Annotated in this window: 19 protein-coding genes; 7 read left to right on the forward strand and 12 right to left on the reverse strand. The window is 65.7% G+C overall.

Translation table 11 applies throughout. The features are described from left to right. Positions 1-172: 172 nt before the first annotated feature. The gene (gene phoH2, locus AC3A4Z_RS09475) at positions 173-1,591 is read left to right on the forward strand and encodes an RNA 5'-3' helicase PhoH2 (protein ID WP_498711355.1); all 1,419 of its coding nucleotides are present in this window, start codon (positions 173-175) and stop codon (positions 1,589-1,591) included. Between the two features lie 55 nt (positions 1,592-1,646). Here the strand turns inward: phoH2 and AC3A4Z_RS09480 are convergent, their stop codons facing one another. Together AC3A4Z_RS09480 and AC3A4Z_RS09485 are read right to left on the reverse strand one after the other, a co-directional pair. Further along, positions 1,647-2,294 (reverse strand): GNAT family N-acetyltransferase, encoded by a 648-nt coding sequence (locus AC3A4Z_RS09480; protein WP_498711356.1) that lies wholly within the window; start codon positions 2,292-2,294, stop codon positions 1,647-1,649. 42 nt (positions 2,295-2,336) lie between these two features. Beyond that, positions 2,337-3,128 (reverse strand): hypothetical protein, encoded by a 792-nt coding sequence (locus AC3A4Z_RS09485; protein ID WP_498711357.1) that lies wholly within the window; start codon positions 3,126-3,128, stop codon positions 2,337-2,339. Positions 3,129-3,186: 58 nt separating this feature from the next. Between AC3A4Z_RS09485 and AC3A4Z_RS09490 the strand changes: the two genes are divergently transcribed. Both AC3A4Z_RS09490 and AC3A4Z_RS09495 read left to right on the forward strand, forming a co-directional pair. Continuing rightward, positions 3,187-3,750 carry a prepilin peptidase gene (locus AC3A4Z_RS09490; protein WP_498711358.1) on the forward strand — a complete coding sequence of 188 codons (564 nt, stop codon included), beginning with the start codon at positions 3,187-3,189 and terminating at the stop codon, positions 3,748-3,750. A 44-nt stretch (positions 3,751-3,794) separates the two neighbouring features. Next, positions 3,795-4,265, forward strand: a complete 471-nt coding sequence (locus AC3A4Z_RS09495; protein ID WP_498711359.1) for an NUDIX hydrolase — start codon at positions 3,795-3,797, stop codon at positions 4,263-4,265. 125 nt (positions 4,266-4,390) lie between these two features. Here the strand turns inward: AC3A4Z_RS09495 and AC3A4Z_RS09500 are convergent, their stop codons facing one another. The 5 genes from AC3A4Z_RS09500 to AC3A4Z_RS09520 all read right to left on the reverse strand — a co-directional run bounded on the left by AC3A4Z_RS09500 (position 4,391) and on the right by AC3A4Z_RS09520 (position 9,675). Continuing rightward, on the reverse strand, positions 4,391-6,076 hold the full coding sequence (locus AC3A4Z_RS09500; RefSeq protein WP_498711360.1) for an MDR family MFS transporter: 1,686 nt from the start codon (positions 6,074-6,076) through the stop codon (positions 4,391-4,393). Continuing rightward, the gene (locus AC3A4Z_RS09505) at positions 6,073-6,741 is read right to left on the reverse strand and encodes a TetR family transcriptional regulator (RefSeq protein WP_498711361.1); all 669 of its coding nucleotides are present in this window, start codon (positions 6,739-6,741) and stop codon (positions 6,073-6,075) included. The genes AC3A4Z_RS09500 and AC3A4Z_RS09505 overlap by 4 nt, the downstream gene beginning before the upstream one ends. A gap of 124 nt (positions 6,742-6,865) precedes the next feature. Continuing rightward, positions 6,866-8,293, reverse strand: coding sequence for a class II fumarate hydratase (locus tag AC3A4Z_RS09510; protein WP_498711362.1), 1,428 nt, complete (start codon positions 8,291-8,293; stop codon positions 6,866-6,868). A 76-nt stretch (positions 8,294-8,369) separates the two neighbouring features. Beyond that, on the reverse strand, positions 8,370-8,984 hold the full coding sequence (locus tag AC3A4Z_RS09515) for a carbonic anhydrase (protein WP_498711363.1): 615 nt from the start codon (positions 8,982-8,984) through the stop codon (positions 8,370-8,372). Positions 8,985-8,994: 10 nt separating this feature from the next. After that, on the reverse strand, positions 8,995-9,675 hold the full coding sequence (locus tag AC3A4Z_RS09520; RefSeq protein ID WP_498711431.1) for a DUF4245 domain-containing protein: 681 nt from the start codon (positions 9,673-9,675) through the stop codon (positions 8,995-8,997). A 236-nt stretch (positions 9,676-9,911) separates the two neighbouring features. On the opposite strand from AC3A4Z_RS09520, the gene glpX reads away from it, so the two are divergent. Both glpX and AC3A4Z_RS09530 read left to right on the forward strand, forming a co-directional pair. Continuing rightward, positions 9,912-10,934, forward strand: a complete 1,023-nt coding sequence (gene glpX, locus AC3A4Z_RS09525; RefSeq protein ID WP_176156781.1) for a class II fructose-bisphosphatase — start codon at positions 9,912-9,914, stop codon at positions 10,932-10,934. A gap of 87 nt (positions 10,935-11,021) precedes the next feature. Further along, positions 11,022-12,077, forward strand: a complete 1,056-nt coding sequence (locus AC3A4Z_RS09530; protein WP_498711364.1) for a lipid II:glycine glycyltransferase FemX — start codon at positions 11,022-11,024, stop codon at positions 12,075-12,077. A 99-nt stretch (positions 12,078-12,176) separates the two neighbouring features. Here AC3A4Z_RS09530 and manA read toward each other — a convergent pair whose 3' ends face one another. From manA to AC3A4Z_RS09550, 4 genes are read right to left on the reverse strand one after another with little or no spacing between them, the layout of a single operon-like run. Next, positions 12,177-13,445 carry a mannose-6-phosphate isomerase, class I gene (manA, locus tag AC3A4Z_RS09535; RefSeq protein ID WP_498711432.1) on the reverse strand — a complete coding sequence of 423 codons (1,269 nt, stop codon included), beginning with the start codon at positions 13,443-13,445 and terminating at the stop codon, positions 12,177-12,179. A 37-nt stretch (positions 13,446-13,482) separates the two neighbouring features. Continuing rightward, on the reverse strand, positions 13,483-15,132 hold the full coding sequence (locus AC3A4Z_RS09540; protein ID WP_498711365.1) for an LCP family protein: 1,650 nt from the start codon (positions 15,130-15,132) through the stop codon (positions 13,483-13,485). 10 nt (positions 15,133-15,142) lie between these two features. Further along, positions 15,143-15,727: a 5-(carboxyamino)imidazole ribonucleotide mutase gene (gene purE, locus AC3A4Z_RS09545; RefSeq protein ID WP_498711366.1), complete on the reverse strand. Its 585-nt coding sequence runs from the start codon at positions 15,725-15,727 to the stop codon at positions 15,143-15,145. After that, the gene (locus tag AC3A4Z_RS09550; protein ID WP_493970379.1) at positions 15,724-16,920 is read right to left on the reverse strand and encodes a 5-(carboxyamino)imidazole ribonucleotide synthase; all 1,197 of its coding nucleotides are present in this window, start codon (positions 16,918-16,920) and stop codon (positions 15,724-15,726) included. The genes purE and AC3A4Z_RS09550 overlap by 4 nt, the downstream gene beginning before the upstream one ends. A 173-nt stretch (positions 16,921-17,093) precedes the next feature. Between AC3A4Z_RS09550 and AC3A4Z_RS09555 the strand changes: the two genes are divergently transcribed. After that, positions 17,094-17,663, forward strand: coding sequence for a GtrA family protein (locus AC3A4Z_RS09555; RefSeq protein WP_498711367.1), 570 nt, complete (start codon positions 17,094-17,096; stop codon positions 17,661-17,663). A gap of 35 nt (positions 17,664-17,698) precedes the next feature. Here AC3A4Z_RS09555 and AC3A4Z_RS09560 read toward each other — a convergent pair whose 3' ends face one another. Continuing rightward, positions 17,699-18,397: a TIGR03089 family protein gene (locus tag AC3A4Z_RS09560; protein ID WP_498711368.1), complete on the reverse strand. Its 699-nt coding sequence runs from the start codon at positions 18,395-18,397 to the stop codon at positions 17,699-17,701. A gap of 393 nt (positions 18,398-18,790) precedes the next feature. Here AC3A4Z_RS09560 and AC3A4Z_RS09565 point away from each other — a divergent pair, with 393 nt between their 5' ends. Next, positions 18,791-19,324: a WhiB family transcriptional regulator gene (locus tag AC3A4Z_RS09565; RefSeq protein WP_498711369.1), complete on the forward strand. Its 534-nt coding sequence runs from the start codon at positions 18,791-18,793 to the stop codon at positions 19,322-19,324. Positions 19,325-19,337 lie beyond the last annotated feature (13 nt).

Consider the following 19,337-nt stretch of genomic DNA (forward strand, 5'->3'; position numbering starts at 1 on the left):
CTTCTGATGGATTTACGTTATATCCATCAGCAGGCAAAACCGCCGGCTGATCGGGGAGGCCAGTACATGGAGCGAGACATCGCACCGGTTGTATGGGAGGCCGGACCCGGCCTCATGGCCGAGCCGGCTCACCACTAACACATCCGGGCTTGTGCCCGGGGCTGGAGTCGATGTGGCTACTTCTGAACAACTGCCCGCGGTCCTTTCCGACCAGGGAGAGAAAGCTACCTCTCGCGCCATGCGAGCCACTTTAGAAACCGGTGCAGCGGAAGAAGCTGCGGCCGGTTTTGCTGTTTCTGGAAGGGAAGCCACCATCCACACCTTCGTGATCGACACCTCCGTCCTGCTCTCCGATCCCCGTGCCCTGCTGCGCTTTGCCGAGCATGAGGTTGTGGTGCCGATCGTGGTCATCACCGAGCTTGAGGCCAAGCGGCACGATCCCGAGCTTGGCTACTTCGCGCGCAAGGCACTCCGGCTCCTCGACGACCTGCGGGTCAAACACGGCGGACTGAACCAGCCCATTCCCATCGGCGACGACGGCGGCAGCCTCGTAGTGGAACTGAACCACATTTCCTCGGAGGTGCTGCCGCTCGGCTTCCGCAGCGGGGACAATGACAGCCGCATTCTCGCCGTCGCAAAGAACCTTGCGAATGAAGGCCGGGATGTCACGGTTGTGTCCAAGGACCTGCCCATGCGCGTCAAAGCCTCAGCGATGGGGCTCACCGCCGACGAATACCGCAACGAGCTGGTGAAGGACTCGGGCTGGACCGGTGTGGCCGAGGTGGAGGCCGGCGAGCAGGAGATCAACACGCTCTACGGGCACGAGCCCGTCTTCATCCCCGCAGCGGCTGAGCTGCCGGTCAACACCGGACTGGTGCTGCTGTCCAACCGGGGTTCTGCCTTGGGCCGTGTCGGCCCTGACAAGCAGGTCCGCCTGGTGAAGGGCGACCGCGACGTGTTCGGCCTGCACGGACGGTCCGCGGAACAGCGGCTGGCCATCGACATGCTGATGGATCCCGCCGTCGGGATCGTCTCAATCGGGGGCCGGGCGGGAACCGGCAAGTCGGCACTGGCCCTGTGCGCCGGATTGGAAGCGGTGCTGGAGCGCCGGGAACACCGCAAGGTGATTGTCTTCCGGCCCCTCTACGCAGTAGGCGGGCAGGAACTGGGCTATCTTCCCGGCTCGGAGTCCGAGAAAATGAACCCCTGGGCGCAGGCTGTTTTTGACACCCTCGGGGCGCTGGTGAGCCAGGAAGTGGTGGAGGAGGTCATGGACCGCGGCATGCTCGAGGTCATGCCCCTGACCCACATCCGCGGCCGCTCCCTTCACGACGCCTTCGTGATCGTGGATGAGGCCCAGTCGCTGGAAAAGAACGTCCTGCTCACGGTCATGAGCCGGATCGGGCAGAACTCGAAGATCGTCCTCACCCACGACGTCGCCCAGCGCGATAACCTCCGCGTGGGACGGCACGACGGAATCGCCGCCGTCGTCGAAACCCTGAAAGGACACCCGCTCTTCGGCCACATCACTCTGACCCGCTCCGAACGCTCGCCAATCGCAGCACTGGTGACGGAACTGCTCGAGGGGTAGGTCGCTTGTGTGGAGGGCCGTGGCCGGGTTCACCGGGCCACGGCCCTTCTTGTGCCTATGTCACCTTCAAGAAAGTGGCCACGGCTTCGTGGCCCTCGACCTGCAAAGTCCAGTCGGGGCGTTTGAAGGTTTCCGGGGTGAGGCGGACGTGTTGGACGGTTTCGACTTTGGGGCCCCAGGCTTTCCGGGTGATGCCGTTCAATTCGTAGCCGAGGGAGCGGGAGACGCCGAGGGAGGCCTCGTTCCAGAGGGCTGCTTCCGATTCGGCTGTTTCTGCGCCCAGCCAGTCGAAGGCGTAGAGGGCGACGGCGGCGCGCATCTCCTTGCCCAGGCCCTGGCCCTGCACGGACTGCTTGAGCCATGAGCCGGTGCTGACGGTCTTGAGCGCGGCGAAGTCCTTGGCGCCGACGTCCTGGCAGCCGACGAACTCGCCGTCGTGCCAGATCCCGAGCAGCAGGGTCCACGCCTCCGGTGTGAACTCCGCCCGGCAGCGCCAGTACCAGCGGGCCATGTTGGGCCCGAGTTCCTCCGCCGGGAGCTCCGTCCAGGGAGTGCTGAACGGGTTCCGGCCGGCGTCGTGGATGCCGCTGCGGGCGGCCTCCACGGCCGCCGTGATGTCCTCATCCCTGATGGGGCGGAGTTCAAGGCGGGGAGTGGCCAGCCGCAGGCCAAAAAGTGGCCAGACGTCACTTATCGTTGTCATCCGCGAAGCCTAGCCGATGGCCTCATCCAGGGCTTGTCATCCTCAGGCGGGAATCTCCCAGCTGATGTGCTGCCGGACATCGGTGAGGCTCATTGACTGGGCGACGAACAGGTCGTCCAGCATGTATTCGTCCACAGCGAGGATGCGCAGCCAATGGCCGTATTCCTCGCTCCCGGGTTCCAGTGACTCGCTTGCCACGCATACACCCGTTCCCAGGTCCACCCGGATCCGGGACCTTCCAGGCAGGCACAGCGGCGATGCGGGATAGGCCGGGTGATAGGCGGCCGTGGGGCTCACCACTGCTTCCAGGACCGGGCGGCCCTCGTGCTCCCGGGAGCTGACCTTTTGGACTTCCACCGTGTTGCTGCCGGGGAATTCGATGGGCACCGGCGCGTTGCCGGCCAGTTCCACCGGGTCCAGTGCCGCGGAAAACCGGCCGTTGCCGAAGCCCGGTTCGCCGTAGGCTGCTTCCGGCCGGCGCCGCACCAGGCCCTGATCGTCGTAAACGGGGGTCACAAGGTGCGGCGGAAGGAGCCAGGACTTCCGGGTGGCGCTGACGTACAGGCCGTCTTTGGAATCATTGATTCCGGTGGTGCTGTGCAGGACGAGTCCGTCCGCGGTTTCGAGCCGGAGGGCGCCGGGGCGGCGCAGCCATGCCCGGACCAGGGGTGCTGCCGGGCTGGGCGCCTGGGCAAAGGGTTCATCCCAGTATTCAAAGCGCAGGGACTGCCACTTCCAAGGCGAGGACCTGCAAAGATTCCTGAAGAGGGCAGGATCCGCGGCGGCTGAACTGCTGTCCGGATTCATCCGGTGCCGGGAGTCCCAGGTCGCCATATCCACAGTTTACGCGCGGGCGGTGCGTGGGGGAGCGGAAATCCAGTAGCATCCGAGGGTGATCCAACGACTGGGCGAACTCTGGGCGCAGACCCCGCTGGCCTTCTGGCTGGTGCTTGCCGCCTGCGCCTACTTTGCGGTGATGGCCGTCCGGCTCACGGTGATCGACGTCCGGCATCACCTCCTGCCCAACCGGATCGTTTTTCCCTCCTACGCTGTGGCCGGTGTCCTCCTGCTCACGGCCGCCATCTTTGCCGACGCCGGTGCCGGTGCCGGTGCTGCGGCGCAGGGGCCGGATGGCTGGAGCGTTGGGTTGATGGCCGTGCCGGCCCTCCGGATAGTGGCCGGTGCTGCCATCCTGTGGCTTTTCTACTTCCTCCTCAGGTTTGCCTACCCGCCCGGGATGGGTTTCGGCGACGTGAAACTGGCCGGCGTCCTGGGCATGTACCTCGGCTACCTGGGGTGGGGCCACCTGTTCGTCGGCACCTTCCTGGCATTCCTGCTGGGCGGCCTGTGGTCCCTTGCCCTGCTGGCGGCCCGCAGGGGGACCTTGAAGTCGTCCATCCCGTTCGGGCCGTTTATGCTCGCCGGCGCCGCGGCCGCGATGCTGCTGCCGGCCTGACAGGCGGGATGAGCTGTGGGCAGGCAGTTCGGTAGGCTGGCTTAATGCCTGCGCCTGACTACGTCCTGAAACTTCGCGAAAAAATCGGCAACGATCCTCTGTGGGTCCCCGGCGTCCGGGGAGTGGTGGTCGATGACTCGGGCCGGGTCCTGCTGGCCCGGCGTGCGGACAACCGGCAGTGGGCCCTGATCACTGGAATGCTCGATCCGGGCGAGCAGCCCGCGCGCGGCCTGGTGCGGGAGATTTTCGAGGAAACGGCAGTGGTGGCCGAACCGGAGCGCGTTGTGTCCGTCGGCGCGGTGGGCCCAATCACCTATCCCAATGGTGACGTCTGCGAGTTCCTGGACGTGGTGTTCCTCTGCCGCTACGTGTCCGGAACAGCCCGGGTCAATGACGACGAATCCATCGACGTCGGCTGGTTCGGACTGGACGAACTCCCTGACCTCATGGCCGGTCATCTCACCAGCATCCACCGTGCCCTGGCCCCGGCAGAGGCAGCCCACTTCGAACCCTGACAGCTCGGGCGCAGCCGGGACCCGCAGGGCCCGGGAACGCAGCAGGGGCGCCGCAACCCCCAAGATTGCGGCGCCCCTGCCAGTCCCGCACTCCCGCACCACAGCCCGCAGGAGTACGACGGCGGTCAGTTACGCTGGGAAACCAGCTCGCCGTCGTCGTTCTTGACGCTGTCCTGAACACCGGGGGCTTCCGCCGCGGCCCGGGACGGGGCCTTGGCCAGCTCCGCGGCGAGGCGCTCTGCTTCCTCGCCACCCACGGCTTCCCCTCGGGCCACCATGCCCGCGGTGTCCGAGAGTGGAATCTGCTTCAGCGTGAGCGCCAGGATCAAAGCCAGCGCAATGAACGGGATCAGGTACCAGAAGACCGGGGCCAGCGACTCGGCGTAGGCGTTGACGATGGCGTCGCGCAGCTGCTCCGGCAGCTGGTTCAGGGCCTGCGGATCCAGTGTGCTGGTGGACTGTGCAGCCTGGTCGGCGGAGGCGCCGGCGCCGGTAAACGCGCCGGTCAGGGACTCGGAGAGCCGGTTGGTGAAGATGGAGCCGAAGATGGCCACACCCATGGCCGCACCCACTTCGCGGAAGTAGTTGTTGGTGCTCGTGGCCGTACCGATCTGGTCGGCGGGGACGGAGTTCTGCACCACCAGCACCACCACCTGCATGATCAGCCCCAGGCCGGCGCCGAAGATGAACAGCTGCACGCAGATGACCCAGATGGGGGTGCTGGCGGCGAGGGTGGTCATCCAGAACATGGCAGCCATGGTGAACGCGGCCCCGAGGATGGGGAACATCTTGTACTTGCCGGTTTTGGATATCCGGATGCCTGAGTAAATCGAGGTGCCCATCAGGCCGGCCATCATGGGCAGCATCAGCAGGCCGGACTCGGCGGCCGAGGTGCCGGAGGACATCTGCAGGAACGTGGGGACAAAAGCGATCGCGGAGAACATGCCCAGGCCGAGGGTGAACCCGATGGCCGTGGCGTTGACAAAGATCCGGTTGCGGAACAGGCCCAGCGGAATGATGGGGTCTTCGGCCCGGCGCTCCACCATCACAAAGGCGGCAGCGGACAGCACCATGCCGGCGCCGAAGGCCCACGTGAGCGGTGAATCCCAGCCTTCGTCCTTCTTGCCGCCGAAGTCGGTGAAGAAGATCAGGCAGGTGGTGGCCGCGGACAGCAGGACAACGCCCAGGATATCGATCCGCTTCTCTGCCTTCTTGTTGGGCAGCGTCAGGGTGAACCAGGCGATGGCAAACGCTGCGATGCCGATGGGGATGTTGATGTAGAAGGCCCATTCCCAGGTCAGGTGGTCCACAAAGAAGCCGCCCAGCAGGGGGCCGGCCACGGCGGAGAGGCCGAAGATGGCGCCGAGCGGGCCCATGTACTTGCCGCGGTCCTTGGCCGGCACGATATCGGCAATGATGGCCTGCGACAGGATCATCAGGCCGCCGCCGCCAAGGCCCTGGATGGCGCGGAAGATCACAAAGCCCCAGAAGTCGGTGGCAAGGGCACAGCCCACGGACGCCAGGGTGAACAGTGCGATGGCTACCAGGAACAGGTTCCGCCGGCCCAGGACGTCGCCGAACTTGCCGTAGATGGGCATCACGATGGTGGTGGCCAGAAGGTAGGCGGTGGTGATCCACGCCTGGTGTTCCACCCCGCCCAGCTTGCCAACGATGGTGGGCATGGCGGTGGAGACGATGGTCTGGTCCAGGCTGGAGAGCAGCATCCCGGCGATCAGCGCCGAGAAGATGATCCAGATGCGTTTCTGCGTCAGCAGCAGGGGGCCTGCCGGCGGCTTCGTGGCGATGCTCATTTTTTTCCTTCTGCGGCGGTGTCCGGCTGGTCGAATGGCTGGGAGAAGAGCAGGCTTGCGGCGGAGATGTTCTCCATCAGCAGCTCTTTGTAGGGGCGGGTGTTGCCGTCGGCGAAGTAGGCGATGCTGCTTTTCCGGGCGATGGTGCTGAGCAGCGTGACAGCCATCTGGACCACGGGGTGGTCAGTGGCGACGCCTTCCCGCCGGGCGACGTCGCGGGCGAACTGCGCTTCCCGCCGCTCGGTGACTCCTATGAGGCGGAGGATCAGCTGCGGCTCCTTCTTAATGACGGCGATCAGCTGGCGGGTTTCCTCCTCCGAGGCTTCCATATCCTCGGACAGCCGTAACGAAAGCCGTACAAGGTCCCGGAAGAGGGTGGGGGACATTTCCCCTGGCGGTGAGGAGGCGCCGCCGTCGATGAACTCCCGGAGGATGTCAGCGGGCATGTCCTCGTCCGCATGGCCGATCACGGCGTCTTCCTTTGCCGGGAAGTAGTTGAAGAACGTCCGGCGGGAGATGGCGGCGCGCTCGCAGACTTCCTCCACGGTGTAGCCGGTCAAGCCGCGCTCGGCCGTCAAGGCGCGGGCGGCCGCGGTAATCGCCGCCCGGGTTGCGGCGCGCTTCCGCTCGCGGAGGCCGCCTTCAATTACTGCACTATCATTCACGAAGTAAAGTTTTGCACTGAAACCTTTTCAGTGCAACTTTCGTTTTCCTGCCGGTACGACGACGGCCGGTACCTTTCGGGGGAAAGGTACCGGCCGTCGTCGTACTTGGGGGTTGGTGCGGAGGCTACGCCTTGTGTGCCGGAGCCGTCATGGTGGTGACGTCCAGGGCCTTGTCGAGGTCGGCCTCGGAGACCTTGCCTTCACCGTCGCCGACGAAGCCGAGCTTCTCGGTGGCCTGGCGGACGGTGAGGCCCTCGGCCACAGCCGTCTTGGCGATCTTGGCCGCGTTCTCGTAGCCGATGTACTTGTTCAGCGGGGTGACGATGGACGGGGAAGCCTCGGCGAGGAAGCGGGCGCGCTCCACGTTGGCCGTGATGCCGTCGATCATCTTGTCCGCCATCACGCGGCTGGTGTTGGCCAGCAGGCGGATGGACTCGAGCAGGTTGGAGGCCATCACCGGGATGCCGACGTTCAGCTCGAAGGCGCCGTTGGTTCCGGACCAGGCGATGGCGGTGTCGTTGCCGATGACCTGGGCGGCCACCATGATGGACGCTTCGCAGATCACCGGGTTGACCTTGCCGGGCATGATCGAGGAACCGGGCTGCAGGTCCGGGATGGCGATCTCGCCCAGGCCGGTGTTGGGGCCGGAACCCATCCAGCGGAGGTCGTTGTTGATCTTCATGAAGGAGATGGCGATGTTGCGCAGCTGGCTGGACGCTTCGATGAGGCCGTCGCGGTTGGCCTGGGCCTCGAAGTGGTCACGGGCCTCGGTGAGCGGGAGCCCGGTGTCGGTGGCCAGCAGTTCGATCACGCGCTCCGGGAAACCGGCAGGGGTGTTGATGCCGGTACCCACAGCCGTGCCGCCGAGCGGAACTTCGGCAACGCGGGGGAGGGAGGCGTTGATGCGCTCGATGCCGTAACGCACCTGTGCGGCGTAGCCGCCGAACTCCTGGCCGAGGGTCACCGGGGTGGCGTCCATGAGGTGGGTGCGGCCGGACTTAACGACGTCCTTGAACTCCACGGCCTTGCGCTCCAGCGATTCGGCCAGGTAGCCGAGGGCGGGAATAAGGTCGTTGATCAGGGCAGACGTCGCCGCCACGTGCACCGACGTGGGGAATACGTCATTCGAGGACTGCGAGGCGTTGACGTGGTCGTTCGGGTGGACAACCTTGTCGCTGCCGGCCGCCTTGAGGGCACGCGAGGCGAGCTCGGCGATGACCTCGTTGGTGTTCATGTTCGAGGACGTGCCGGAGCCCGTCTGGAAGACATCGATGGGGAAGTCGCCGTCGTACTTCCCGGCGGCCACCTCATCCGCCGCGTCTGCGATGGCCTTGGCAAGCTCGCCGTCGAGCACACCCAGTTCAGCGTTGGCCTGGGCAGCCGCCTTCTTGACCCGGGCCAGTGCCTCAATGTGGGCACGTTCCAGGGTCTTGCCGGAAATAGGGAAGTTCTCCACTGCCCGCTGCGTCTGCGCGCGGTACAGTGCGTTCACGGGGACGCGGACTTCGCCCATCGTGTCATGTTCAATGCGGAACTCTTCAGTGGAAGTCATGGGGCTAGCTTAGGGCGATCCGGCACCCCATCGAAAACCGTGAAGAGCATGCTACGGGCGGGTTTTGACCCCCGCCCTAGAGCTCACCGATCCCGGAAACAACGTTGGCGCGCCCCTCCGCCAGGCTGTAGGAGAGGCCGATGACCGCGGTTCGCCCGCTCTCAATTGCGTCCGAAATCACACGCGAGCTGTCCACCAGCCGTTTGGACGTCTGCTTGACGTGCTCAACCACCATGTCGTTGACCTCATGCTTGTCCTGGCGCATGGAGGTGAGGACCGACGGCGTGATGCGCTCCACCAGGTCGCGGATGAAGCCCGCCGGCATCTCGCCGGTATCCACCGCTGCCTTGGTGGCGCTGACGGCGCCGCAACTGTCGTGGCCCAGGATGGCGATCAGGGGCACGCCGAGCACACCCACGCTGTATTCCAGCGAGCCCAGGACGGCGTCGTCAATAACCTGACCTGCCGTGCGCACCACAAAAACGTCACCGAGCCCGACGTCGAAAATGATTTCCGCTGCGAGCCGGGAGTCCGAACAGCCGAAAATCACGGCGAACGGGTGCTGGTTCTCCACGAGTGAGGACCGGCGCGAGGAGTCCTGGTTCGGGTGGGAGGACTGGCCGGCGACGAAGCGTTCATTTCCTTCGCGCATCCGGCGCCAGGCAAGGGCAGGAGTCAGATAGGTAGTCACCCTGCTTACCTTAGGGGGCAGTGGTGGCCGCAGGTGAAACTGTGACGGCAGGATTGCTGTCCAGGGACTTCACGACGGCGTCCGCCAGGATAGCGAATTCGTCCAGTTGGGCGGCGCCCGAGAGGATGACGGTAGTCCCGCGGTAGTCGAGCACCATTGACTTTTCGCCCTTGCCGGTATCACGGAGTTCCCATTCCTGCCCGCCGGCATTGCGGGATCCGGTGACCGGTGCATTTTGTGTCTGCTGCAGGAGCCAGGTGGGGTTGGCAGCGCGGGTCTGGATGAGTCCAATGAAGGACTCCTTGGGCGTGATGTAGCCAACCTCCCACGAGGGGACGCCGCTTCCGGTGCCGGCTTCCCACCGGGCGTAGTTGGGCCGGAACGTGTTGCCGGTGTCCGGGGCCACCGGTGTGAATCCTGCCACATCCGTTGCATTGCGGGCGGCGGCGCTGACGTCGATGTCCGGGCGGTAGCCGTCACTCTTGGGGGAGGGGTTCATCAGGATGATGGGCAGGAAGGCCCCGATGCTGAGCGCCAGGGCGATGATCATCCCGATCACCGAGGCGTTGGCCCGTTTGGCTGCGGCAGCTGGAATCACAGGCCTTACCGGGGCCTGCCCTCCGGCTGCGCCAGGTCCGCTGTTGCTTCCGGATCCGGCCGGTTCGGGGGTGGGGCTGGTCTTTTCCTGCATTTCGCTCACCCCTCCATAGTCCCTTATGCCGGTGCACAACTCACACTCGCCCCGGATGGCGCCGGGAGCCCGGCACCAAAGCCTGCGCGGGTACATTGCGCCCCCGCGTCATGCCGCAGCCCGAAGTCGGCGCCGCGACTATGATCGATATCAGAGGAATCACCGCTTTCGCTGTTCCGGCGGAGCGGGTTCAATGATCGCCACTCGAAGAAGAGGTTCACGTGTCACCAGCGTCCATGACCCAGAAGTACTCCACGATCTCCCCGTCCCTGGCTGTGGGCAATGACGAGCCGGACCGCAACCTCGCCCTTGAGCTTGTCCGCGTTACCGAGGCGGCAGCAATCGCCGGCGGCCACTGGGTTGGCTTCGGCGACAAGAACACGGCCGACGGCGCCGCCGTTGACGCCATGCGCTCCTTCCTGCAGACGGTCCACTTCAACGGCGTTGTGGTCATCGGCGAAGGCGAAAAAGACGAAGCCCCCATGCTGTTCAACGGCGAACGCGTCGGTGACGGCACGGGCCCCGAATGTGATGTGGCAGTAGACCCCATCGACGGCACCCGGCTCACCGCGCTGGGTATCAACAACGCCCTGGCCGTCCTGGCCGTGGCCGAGCGCGGCTCCATGTTCGACCCCTCCGCGGTGTTCTACATGGAGAAGCTCGTCACGGGTCCGGAAGCCGCTGACATGGTGGACCTCCGCCTGCCCGTCAAGCAGAACCTGCACCTGATCGCCAAGGCCAAGGGCGTAAAGGTCAACCAGCTCAACGTGATGATCCTTGACCGCGACCGCCACCGCCCCCTGGTGGAGGAAATCCGCGAGGCCGGCGCCCGCACCAAATTCATCATGGACGGCGACGTTGCCGGTGCCATCGCGGCTGCCCGCTCCGGTACCGGCGTGGACGCCCTGATGGGTATCGGCGGCACCCCGGAAGGCATCGTTGCGGCCTGTGCCATCAAGTCCCTCGGTGGTGTTATCCAGGGCCGCCTGTGGCCCACCAGCGACGAAGAAAAGCAAAAGGCCATCGACGCCGGCCACGACCTCGAGCGGGTCCTGTCCACCAACGATCTCGTCTCCAGCGACAACTGCTACTTTGCCGCTACCGGCATCACCGACGGCGACCTGCTCAAGGGCGTCCGGTACTCCAAGGACAAGGTCCTCACCCAGTCCATCGTGATGCGTTCCAAGTCCGGCACCATCCGTTTTGTGGACGGCGAGCACCAGGCCAGCAAGTGGGAAGGCTACGCCCGCAAGAGCTGATCCCCTTCCTGCCTGACACAGGTCCCCGGAGCGCCGCAGCGTGCTCCGGGGATCTGCCGTTTCAGGCCTTGGTATAGGGTTGAAGCCATGATTCCTGCTGTTGTGCCCTGTACTGACCGCGCCCTCTGGGACGAATATGTTGACCAATTTCAGGGACATCCGCAGCAGCTGTGGGGCTGGGGTGAGACCAAGGCAATGCACGGCTGGTCCGTGGACCGGGTGCTGGTCAACGACGGTGACAAGACCGTGGGCTGCGCCCAGTTGCTGGTCCGGCGGCTGCCGTTCCCCTTCCGCGCCCTGGCATACATCCCGCGCGGCCCCATGTGTTCGGCGGAGGACGCCCCGGCCGTCCTGGGAAGCCTGGCCGACCATGCAGCCGCCCGCCACCACGCCGTGGCGCTGAGCATCGAACCCGACTGGGACGAGGACTCGGCCTTCGCCGGCGCCGTAGCCTCCGCCGGCTTCCGGACCACCACCAACACCGTGCTGATCCCGCGGACGCTGATCCTGGACCTGACCAGGACGGACGACGAACTGATGGCGGAGATGTCCAAGTCCACCCGGGCCAACATCCGCAAGGCCATGCGCAGCGACGTCGAATTCCGCAAGGTCAAGAATGATGCGGAGCTTGAACAGGTCCTGGCGATCTACCACGAGACGGCGGAGCGCGCCGGCTTCGGCATCCATGAAGACCAGTACTACCGCGACATCTTCAGGAACATGGGTGACGGGTCACCGGTCATCGCCGCGTTCGACGGCGAGCAGATGCTGGCCTTCGTGTGGCTGGCCAGGAGCGGGTCCACAGCCTTCGAGCTGTACGGCGGGGTATCTGCCGAGGGCCAGAAGCAGCGGGTGAACTACGGGGTGAAGTGGGCCGCCCTGCAGGCCATGCGGGAAGACGGGTGCTCCCGCTATGACTTCAACGGCCTCCTCAACGACGGCATCTCCGACTTCAAGAAGCAGTTCGCCAAGCACGAGAACATGCTGCTGGGCACGTGGGACAAGCCGCTCTCACCGCTCTACCCGGCCTATGCCCAGGCAATGCCGCTGGCCCGACGCGGCCTGCAGCAGGGGCGGCGGCTCCTGAAAACGGCGGCCGGCCGGGTGCGGCCGTTGATCCGTAAACTGCGCCCGGGCAACTGACCGGGTAGGCCAGGACAAAAAGGACCAGGACAAAAGGGCGACGGCGGCACCCACGCGGGTGCCGCCGTCGCCCTTTGCTCGTTGTTGGCTAATCAGCCCCTAGCCGCGGTCCGCGGACTGTGAAAGACCGGTGGTCACGGCGAACGCCAGCGCAGTTTCCGTGCTGCCGGCCACCGGATGAACGTTGACGGGTGCTTCGGCTGCAGCAAGGAAGGCGCTGCCGCCGTGGGAAAGCCGGAGGTCTCCCTTGGGGGAATCCAGGTAGATGTCCCCGGCCACCACAATCACCACCGCGGCGCCGGACTGTGCCAGCGGAACGGGGCCGGCGTCCGGCGCGAGCTCGATCCGCTGGAGCTGGAATTCCTCGAAGGGCGGCCGGAAGAGCTCCTGGTCCATCACGGTCCGATCAGCCGGAAGCATCGGCACGGCGACGGGCTGGAAGTCGATGGTCCGCAGCAGTTCCGGGACGTCGATGAACTTGGGTGTGAGCCCGCCCCGGAGCACGTTGTCCGAGGACGCCATCACCTCGACGCCGAGTCCGTGCAAGTAGGCGTGCACGTTTCCGGCCGGCAGGTAGACCGCTTCGCCGGGCTGGAGCGAGATGCGGTTGAGCAGCAGCGAGATGAGAACGCCGGGGTCGCCCGGGTACTTCTCATTGAGGCTGATGACGGTGGCCAGCTCGGTTTCGTAGGGTGCGAGCGGGGCCCCGGACAGAAGCGCGGCAACCACCAGCGCGGTGTCGCCGGCCACTGAGGATCCGCCGGTTATCAGCCGTTCGAAGGCTGCCCGGAGGCCGGCGCCTTCGTCGGCGGCCCTGAGATCCTCCAGCAGGGCATCGACCAGGGCGGGCGCCTCGCCTTCCGCCGCATCAAAAGCGGCCGCCACATGCTGCAGGATTTCCCGGGTCCGGGCTGCCGGGCGGAAACCGCACAGAGCCTCAAACGGCGTCAGGGCGAAAATCATCTCGGGCTTGTGGTTGTCGTCCCGGTAATTGCGGTTGGGGGCGTCCGAGGCCAGGCCCTCGGCATTTTCCCGGGCAAAGCCTGCCCGTGCCTGCTCAAGGCTCGGATGGACCTGCAGCGACAGCGGCTGGGCGGCAGCCAGGACCTTGGCGAGGAAGGGGAGGCGGGGACCGAAACGCGCCACCGAGTCCGCGCCGAGGAAATGCTCGGGATCGCGCGAGATCAAAGCGTCCAGGGCCGTGGCAGTGCCGTCCTCCGGAACGCGGGCCACGGAGGGCGAGTCAGGGTGCGCCCCGATCCACAGCTCCGCTTCGGGACGGCCGGATTCGGGGCGTCCCAGCAGGGCGGCGATGGCCGTCGTTGAACCCCAGGCATAATCCCGGATGACGTTCTCAATCTCGTACAAGTGGGTGTCCATTCCTAGGTCTGGAGGGAAAGCGGGCCTACAAGGGGGCGCACTGGCCGTTCGTCGCCACCAGTTCCCGGATGGCCTGTTCGTTGCCCTGGCGCTTGAGCTCGTTGAGCATGGCTTCGGTGATCGGCTCACCGTCCGGCGTGGTGGTTACCGGCGTGAAGTCCGACGGCGGGGGAGACTGCTGCGTCCGGGTCCCGCCGGCCAGCAGCGGAGCGGGGGAGAGCGCCGGTGCGGCCTGCAGGTGTCCGGTGGCAGCGGCCGGGACCACCATCGCGTCATCGGGGGATCCTGCGGACTGGGCTTCCGACGCCGACGCCAGCAACTGGCGGACGCGGCTGTGGATCTCGTCGAAGTCCGGAACGGTGGAGAAGGACGCGTCAAAGTCCGGCGGGCCGATGGTGAGCCGCTTGACGTCCTGGCCCTTGGCTTTGATGGCCAGGTCCACAAAGCTGCCGAGCTGGGAGGAGGAGATATTGGAGTCGACAACCTTGGTGCCGGCGTTGGCGATATCCTCGAACTTGGCCAGCAGCGTGGCGGGGTCCAGCTGCTTGAGCATGGCCTGCTGTACGCATTGCTGGCGCTGGATGCGGGCGTAGTCGTCCACGAATTCCCGCGACCGCCCGTACCAAAGGGCGTGGTAGCCGTCCAGGGTCTGGTCCCCCGCGGGGATCCAGCCCAGGGGCATGCCGTGGATGCCGTTGGCCTCATCAATCGTTTCGCCGCTTAGGGGCACCCAGCCTCCGGCCTTGATCCTGATGCCGCCCATGGCATCGATCAATTTGGAGAACCCTTCCATGTCCACCAGCACGTATGCCTGGACCGTGATTCCCAGGGTTCCCGAGACGGCCTCGAGCGTGGCCTGGGCGCCGGGATCTGCTACGCCGGGGTAGAGGTCGGCGTGCTCGTTGGTCACTTCGGTGTTGATGGCATTGATCAGGCATTCGTCGCCGCAGTCGTAGCCGTCAGGGTAGAGGGCCCGCATGGGGGAGTCCTCGCTGAACTGGGCGTTCTGGAGGTTACGGGGAACGGAGATGATGGCGGTCTGGCCTGTCTTGGCATCGACGCTCAGGACCGAGAGGCTGTCCGTGCGCCTGCCGGTACGGTCATCGCCGGCGTCTCCGCCCATCATCAGGAAGTTGTAACGGCCCTCCACCGGTTCCATGGCGGGGCCGGCGGAGAAGATGCTGCCGATGGCATTGCGTCCCACGTTGAGCAGGTATGCGGCGTAGCCCAGCGAGCCGCTGCCCAGGACCATCGCCAGCACCAGGGCAATAACGACGGCGTGCCGGGACGGCGGCGCCAGCAGCACAGGGCGGATCAGCCGCAGGGTGTTGATGAACAGGACCGCCCAACCGGCTGCCAGGGCCACCATCACGATGATGATGGCGAGCGAGGCGAAGGGATTGGTGATGATGTTGATGAGCAGGGTCCGGTTGACCAGCAGCAGGAGCACGGCCAGCACCAGGAGTGCCCAGACGCCGAGCGTTACCCTCAGTGCGGCCCGGCCGAGTCTCCGGTCGCCGGCCACGAGCTGTGCGCTGCCGGGAACCAGGAGAGTCATCAGGACAAGCACAAACCCACGCTTGGTCCGGACCTGGGGGGAGGCGCTGACCGGATAACGGACCGGGTCAGTCAGCGCAGTGTCCGAGGGCGACTGCGGGATCTTGCTGCTGGACATGGCCGCCTTCCTAACGGCTGCCCCGGAGCGGCCCGTTGCCTTCTGCGAAGACCTCGCTGACCTTCTGCCGGAGGTTTGCCCCCTTGCGGGTGGCCACGGCATTGAGGTCAGCGGCAAACTCGATGAGGTCGGCGCGCAGGGAGGCGGCAAGCTCATCAGTGCCTGCAGCCAGCATGCGGACCGCAAGCAGCCCGGCATTGCGGGCTCCCGCGATGGAAACCGTGGCCACAGGAACGCCGGCGGGCATCTGCACAATGGAGAGCAGCGAGTCCATCCCGTCCAGCGTCTTCAGGGGCACGGGCACCCCGATCACGGGAAGGGGTGTGACGCTGGCCAGCATCCCGGGCAGGTGGGCGGCGCCGCCGGCACCGGCGATGATGACCCTTAGCCCGCGCTCGTGCGCCGTCTGGCCGTAGCGGATCATCTCAGTGGGCATGCGGTGGGCGGACACAACGTCGGCCTCGAACGGGATGCCGAACTCGGCCAGGGCATCCGCTGCTGCTTCCATCACGGGCCAGTCGGAGTCGGATCCCATCACCAGGCCCACCAGGGGGCTGGTGGCGGAACCGCGGCCCGGGGTGGCTTCGGCGCTCATGCGTTCTCCTCAAGGATTGCTGCGGGTTCTTCTGCCGGCACGCGTCCGTCCCGGATAATGCCTGCCACCACTGCGGCCCGGCGCCGGACGTCGTCAACGTCTGCCGTGGATGTGCCTGTGAGGTTGACGTGGCCGATCTTGCGGCCGGGGCGCACGGACTTGCCGTAGCAGTGCACCTTGGCTGCCGGTTCGCTGGCAAGGGCCAGCGGATAGGCGGAAAACAGGTCCTGGTTGTCCCCGCCCAGGAAGTTCTTCATCACCACAACCGGGGCCAGGGCATCCGTGGCGCCCAGCGGCAGGTTGAGGACTGCCCGCAGATGCTGCTCGAACTGGCTCGTCACCGAGCCGTCCTGCGTCCAGTGCCCGGTGTTGTGCGGCCGCATCGCAAGTTCGTTGACCAGGAAGCCGGCTCCTGTCCCGGGCGTCTCAAAGAGTTCCACGGCCAGGACCCCGGTCACGCCCAGTTCGCTGGCGATCCGCAGGGCTGCGTCCTCCGCCGCGGCGGCGACTTCCACCGGAATATCAAGGGCGGGGGCGATCACTTCGTCGCAGACGCCGTCAACCTGGACGGTATGGACTACGGGCCACGCCCGCGCTTCGCCGTCCGGGGTCCGGGCAACCAGCGCGGACAGTTCCCGGGTGAATTCGACCTTTGCTTCGGCGAGGAGCGGGCTCATGGCCTCAAACCAGTCACCGGTTTCAGCGGCCTCCGCCGGGGAGGAGATGATCCGCACACCCTTGCCGTCGTAGCCGCCGCGCGGCGTCTTCAGGACAACGGGCCATCCTGTTTCCTCACCGAATGCAACGAGCGCGGCGACGTCGGACACCGAAGCCCACACTGGGTTCGGCAGCTCCAGGCGGTCGATGGCCGCGCGCATCACGAGTTTGTCCTGGGCATGGACCAGGGCGTCCGGGCCGGGCTGGACGTTGACGCCCGCTTCCTGCAGGGCCCGGAGATGGGCGGTGGGAACGTGCTCGTGGTCGAACGTCATCACGTCCAGGCCCTTCGAGAACTCCAGCAGGGTCTCGAAGTCCTTGTAGTCACCCACCGGCGAGGAGGGCACTGCCGAGACGGCGGAAACGTCGTCACTTTCGGCGAGGACGCGGAGTTCGAAGCCGAGTGCTGTTGCGGCCGGGGCCATCATTCGGGCAAGCTGGCCGCCGCCAACCACACCTATTACTGGAAAAGTCACATGGGCCAGCCTACCGAAAACCGCCCCGTATCCCGCCTTCGGGTCGCGGCGGCGCCTCAGTTTTTCCTTCGCGCGCCGTCCGCTGAAGCAAGTTAGGGGGCTGCCATACAGCTGCGGGGGCTAAAATAGGCCTCTGGCCGTGTGGCCCATTGTTTCAACGGCCATGGAGGGTCATGTTTAGCGCACTTGCAGATCGCATCCGGGGGCTCGCCTCGCTTTTCTGGCGTGAGGTGGCCAAATTCGGTGCCGTGGGCGGTGTGGCGTTCGTCATCGATAACGGCCTCACGTATTACCTCATGCACGGACCAATGACCGACAGCGAGGCCAAGGCGCGGTTTGTGGGTGCCTCGGTGGCCACCATCTTTTCCTGGATCGCCAACCGCCTCTGGACGTTCCGGCACCGCCGGCAGGCGAACGTGCTGCGCGAGTTCCTGATGTTCATCCTCATTAACGGCATCGGCATCGGCATCTCCACGGGTTTCACTGCCCTTGCCAAGTACGGGCTGGGCATCACGGACAAGAACCTGCTGTTCTCCGCGGGAGTTGCGGGCATCCTGGTAGCCACGGTGGTCAGGTTCTTCGCCTACCGGTTCCTCGTGTTCAACCAGGAACTGGACCAGGAACCCGAGTTTTCGCACGACCACGAGCTCATCGAACTCCACCACGCCAAGCATTCCGGAACCGGCACAGGTGTGGCGGAACCCGAACCCTCTGCCGGGGATACGGCGCAGCCCCAAAAGTAGCGGCGGCCGCAGTAGCGGCCGCCGGGACCAGCTGGTCAGCTGCCGTGGATGCGTTCTGCGGCGAGCAGCTTCCCGGTGTCCGTTACCGCAGGGTGCGTGAGCACCACCGACCCTCCGGCGCGCCACGCGCCCAGTGCATTGGCCAGGGCGGCTTCGAGCCCGCCACTGCCCGCAACGTGCAGCCGGACGCCCTCTTCGTGGGGCACTGCGAAGCCGTCCAAAAGGTCCTGGTGGAGGTGCCGGCGCCCATCGGATCCGACGATGGCGCAGGCCGACGGATCTGGCTCGGCATGCTGCATAAAAACGTCGCCGTGGGAGCGCACCTCCGCGGCGTAATCGAGGACGCCGGCCGGGAGCCCGCTGTCCCAGCGCATGGCCAGGGCAGGCAGCGCAACTGCCACTACGGCGTCGTACTTTCCGTTGACTGACTCCGGTGCAGCAGTGGCCAGGAAGTCGGCGTCGTCCGCGCTGAGGACAGTCTCGAGACCGAGCTGCCATCCAGCCAGTGCCCAGACCATGGACTTCCAGTGCGCCGGAAGGTCCAGCGCCAGCCGCATGCCGGGACCGGCGTCCAGTTCGTCCCGGAGGAGGTTGCTGGTCTTGGCCACCCAGTTGTCGAGCACCCTTCCGGACAATTCCACGCGCTCCCCGTCCGGGCCGTACCAGGTGAGCCGCGGGGCAGTGGAGTTGCCGGAACGAAGATTGGCCATCAGATCGATTGCGGGGGTTGTCATGGCTCAATCCTGCCATCCGCCGAACTTCGGGTCATCCGTCGGCGCCGCACCGGATACCTCGCCTCGCAGCACATGTGATGTTTATCACCTTTGGTACTAAGCGTACTTGCTATTTCCCCGGGGACCGGCTATTTTCCGCGCCGGAACAAGCCTTTTGGTGTTTCCTGCGTCCGCATTCGGCGCCCCCTGGGCTAACGTCGTGCGGCAGCCGGCGAAAAATCCGGGCGTGGCGTGCAAAACTTCGCAGGTTTTACTGATTATTATCCGGGCAGCGGCTTGACTCACCCTAGTTACACGCGTGTAATTAGATAACTAAAGGCAACTGCGTAAATACCGGCACACAACCGAGTGTCCACGTATCCAGGCAGTGGCTGCAACATCAGGAGGGTCGCCGTGGGGCAAGCAGAGCGTATCCAGGAAGATGCCGTCGTCGCCGGTCAGGCAACGGCGAAATACCGTGCACGGGGGGTGCCGAGCGATTGGTACGTTGACCCGGCCGATCCTGATGCGGCGGAACGGTACAACAGGAACAACAAGGACTTCCTCCAGGACCAGGCCACGGCGTTCCTGGCCGCACACGAAGCGCTCCTGGACGGCGGCGGGGATCCTGAGGACGAGCTGGACCCGCCGATGGAACTGGCGGCAGCCGGAACATCGCAGCCGGTCTGGATCGGCCTGCCCTTCCAGCAGGACTTTGATGACGAAGGCGAGCTCGGCTGGCAGACGGACGCTTTGTGCGCCCAGACGGACCCGGAGGCGTTCTTCCCTGAAAAGGGGGGTTCCACCCGCGACGCGAAAAAAGTGTGCGGCGCCTGCAACGTGCGGTCGCAATGCCTTGAATACGCATTGGCTAACGACGAACGGTTCGGCATCTGGGGAGGCCTGTCCGAGCGTGAGCGCCGGCGGCTAAGGAAGCGAGCAATCTAATTCATCAGGATGT

It is taken from the genome of Arthrobacter sp. Soil_C_49, from assembly GCF_057656635.1.

Coding starts and splice junctions, on each gene's coding strand:
- glpX (WP_176156781.1), top strand. CDS start 9,912: ATGACCCAGAAGTACTCCACGATCTCCCCGTCCCTGGCTGTGGGCAAT.
- purE (WP_498711366.1), bottom strand. CDS start 15,727: ATGAGCGCCGAAGCCACCCCGGGCCGCGGTTCCGCCACCAGCCCCCTG.
- AC3A4Z_RS09560 (WP_498711368.1), bottom strand. CDS start 18,397: ATGACAACCCCCGCAATCGATCTGATGGCCAATCTTCGTTCCGGCAAC.
- AC3A4Z_RS09530 (WP_498711364.1), top strand. CDS start 11,022: ATGATTCCTGCTGTTGTGCCCTGTACTGACCGCGCCCTCTGGGACGAA.
- AC3A4Z_RS09540 (WP_498711365.1), bottom strand. CDS start 15,132: ATGTCCAGCAGCAAGATCCCGCAGTCGCCCTCGGACACTGCGCTGACT.
- AC3A4Z_RS09495 (WP_498711359.1), top strand. CDS start 3,795: ATGCCTGCGCCTGACTACGTCCTGAAACTTCGCGAAAAAATCGGCAAC.
- AC3A4Z_RS09555 (WP_498711367.1), top strand. CDS start 17,094: ATGTTTAGCGCACTTGCAGATCGCATCCGGGGGCTCGCCTCGCTTTTC.
- AC3A4Z_RS09485 (WP_498711357.1), bottom strand. CDS start 3,128: ATGGCGACCTGGGACTCCCGGCACCGGATGAATCCGGACAGCAGTTCA.
- AC3A4Z_RS09500 (WP_498711360.1), bottom strand. CDS start 6,076: ATGAGCATCGCCACGAAGCCGCCGGCAGGCCCCCTGCTGCTGACGCAG.
- AC3A4Z_RS09520 (WP_498711431.1), bottom strand. CDS start 9,675: ATGCAGGAAAAGACCAGCCCCACCCCCGAACCGGCCGGATCCGGAAGC.
- AC3A4Z_RS09480 (WP_498711356.1), bottom strand. CDS start 2,294: ATGACAACGATAAGTGACGTCTGGCCACTTTTTGGCCTGCGGCTGGCC.
- AC3A4Z_RS09510 (WP_498711362.1), bottom strand. CDS start 8,293: ATGACTTCCACTGAAGAGTTCCGCATTGAACATGACACGATGGGCGAA.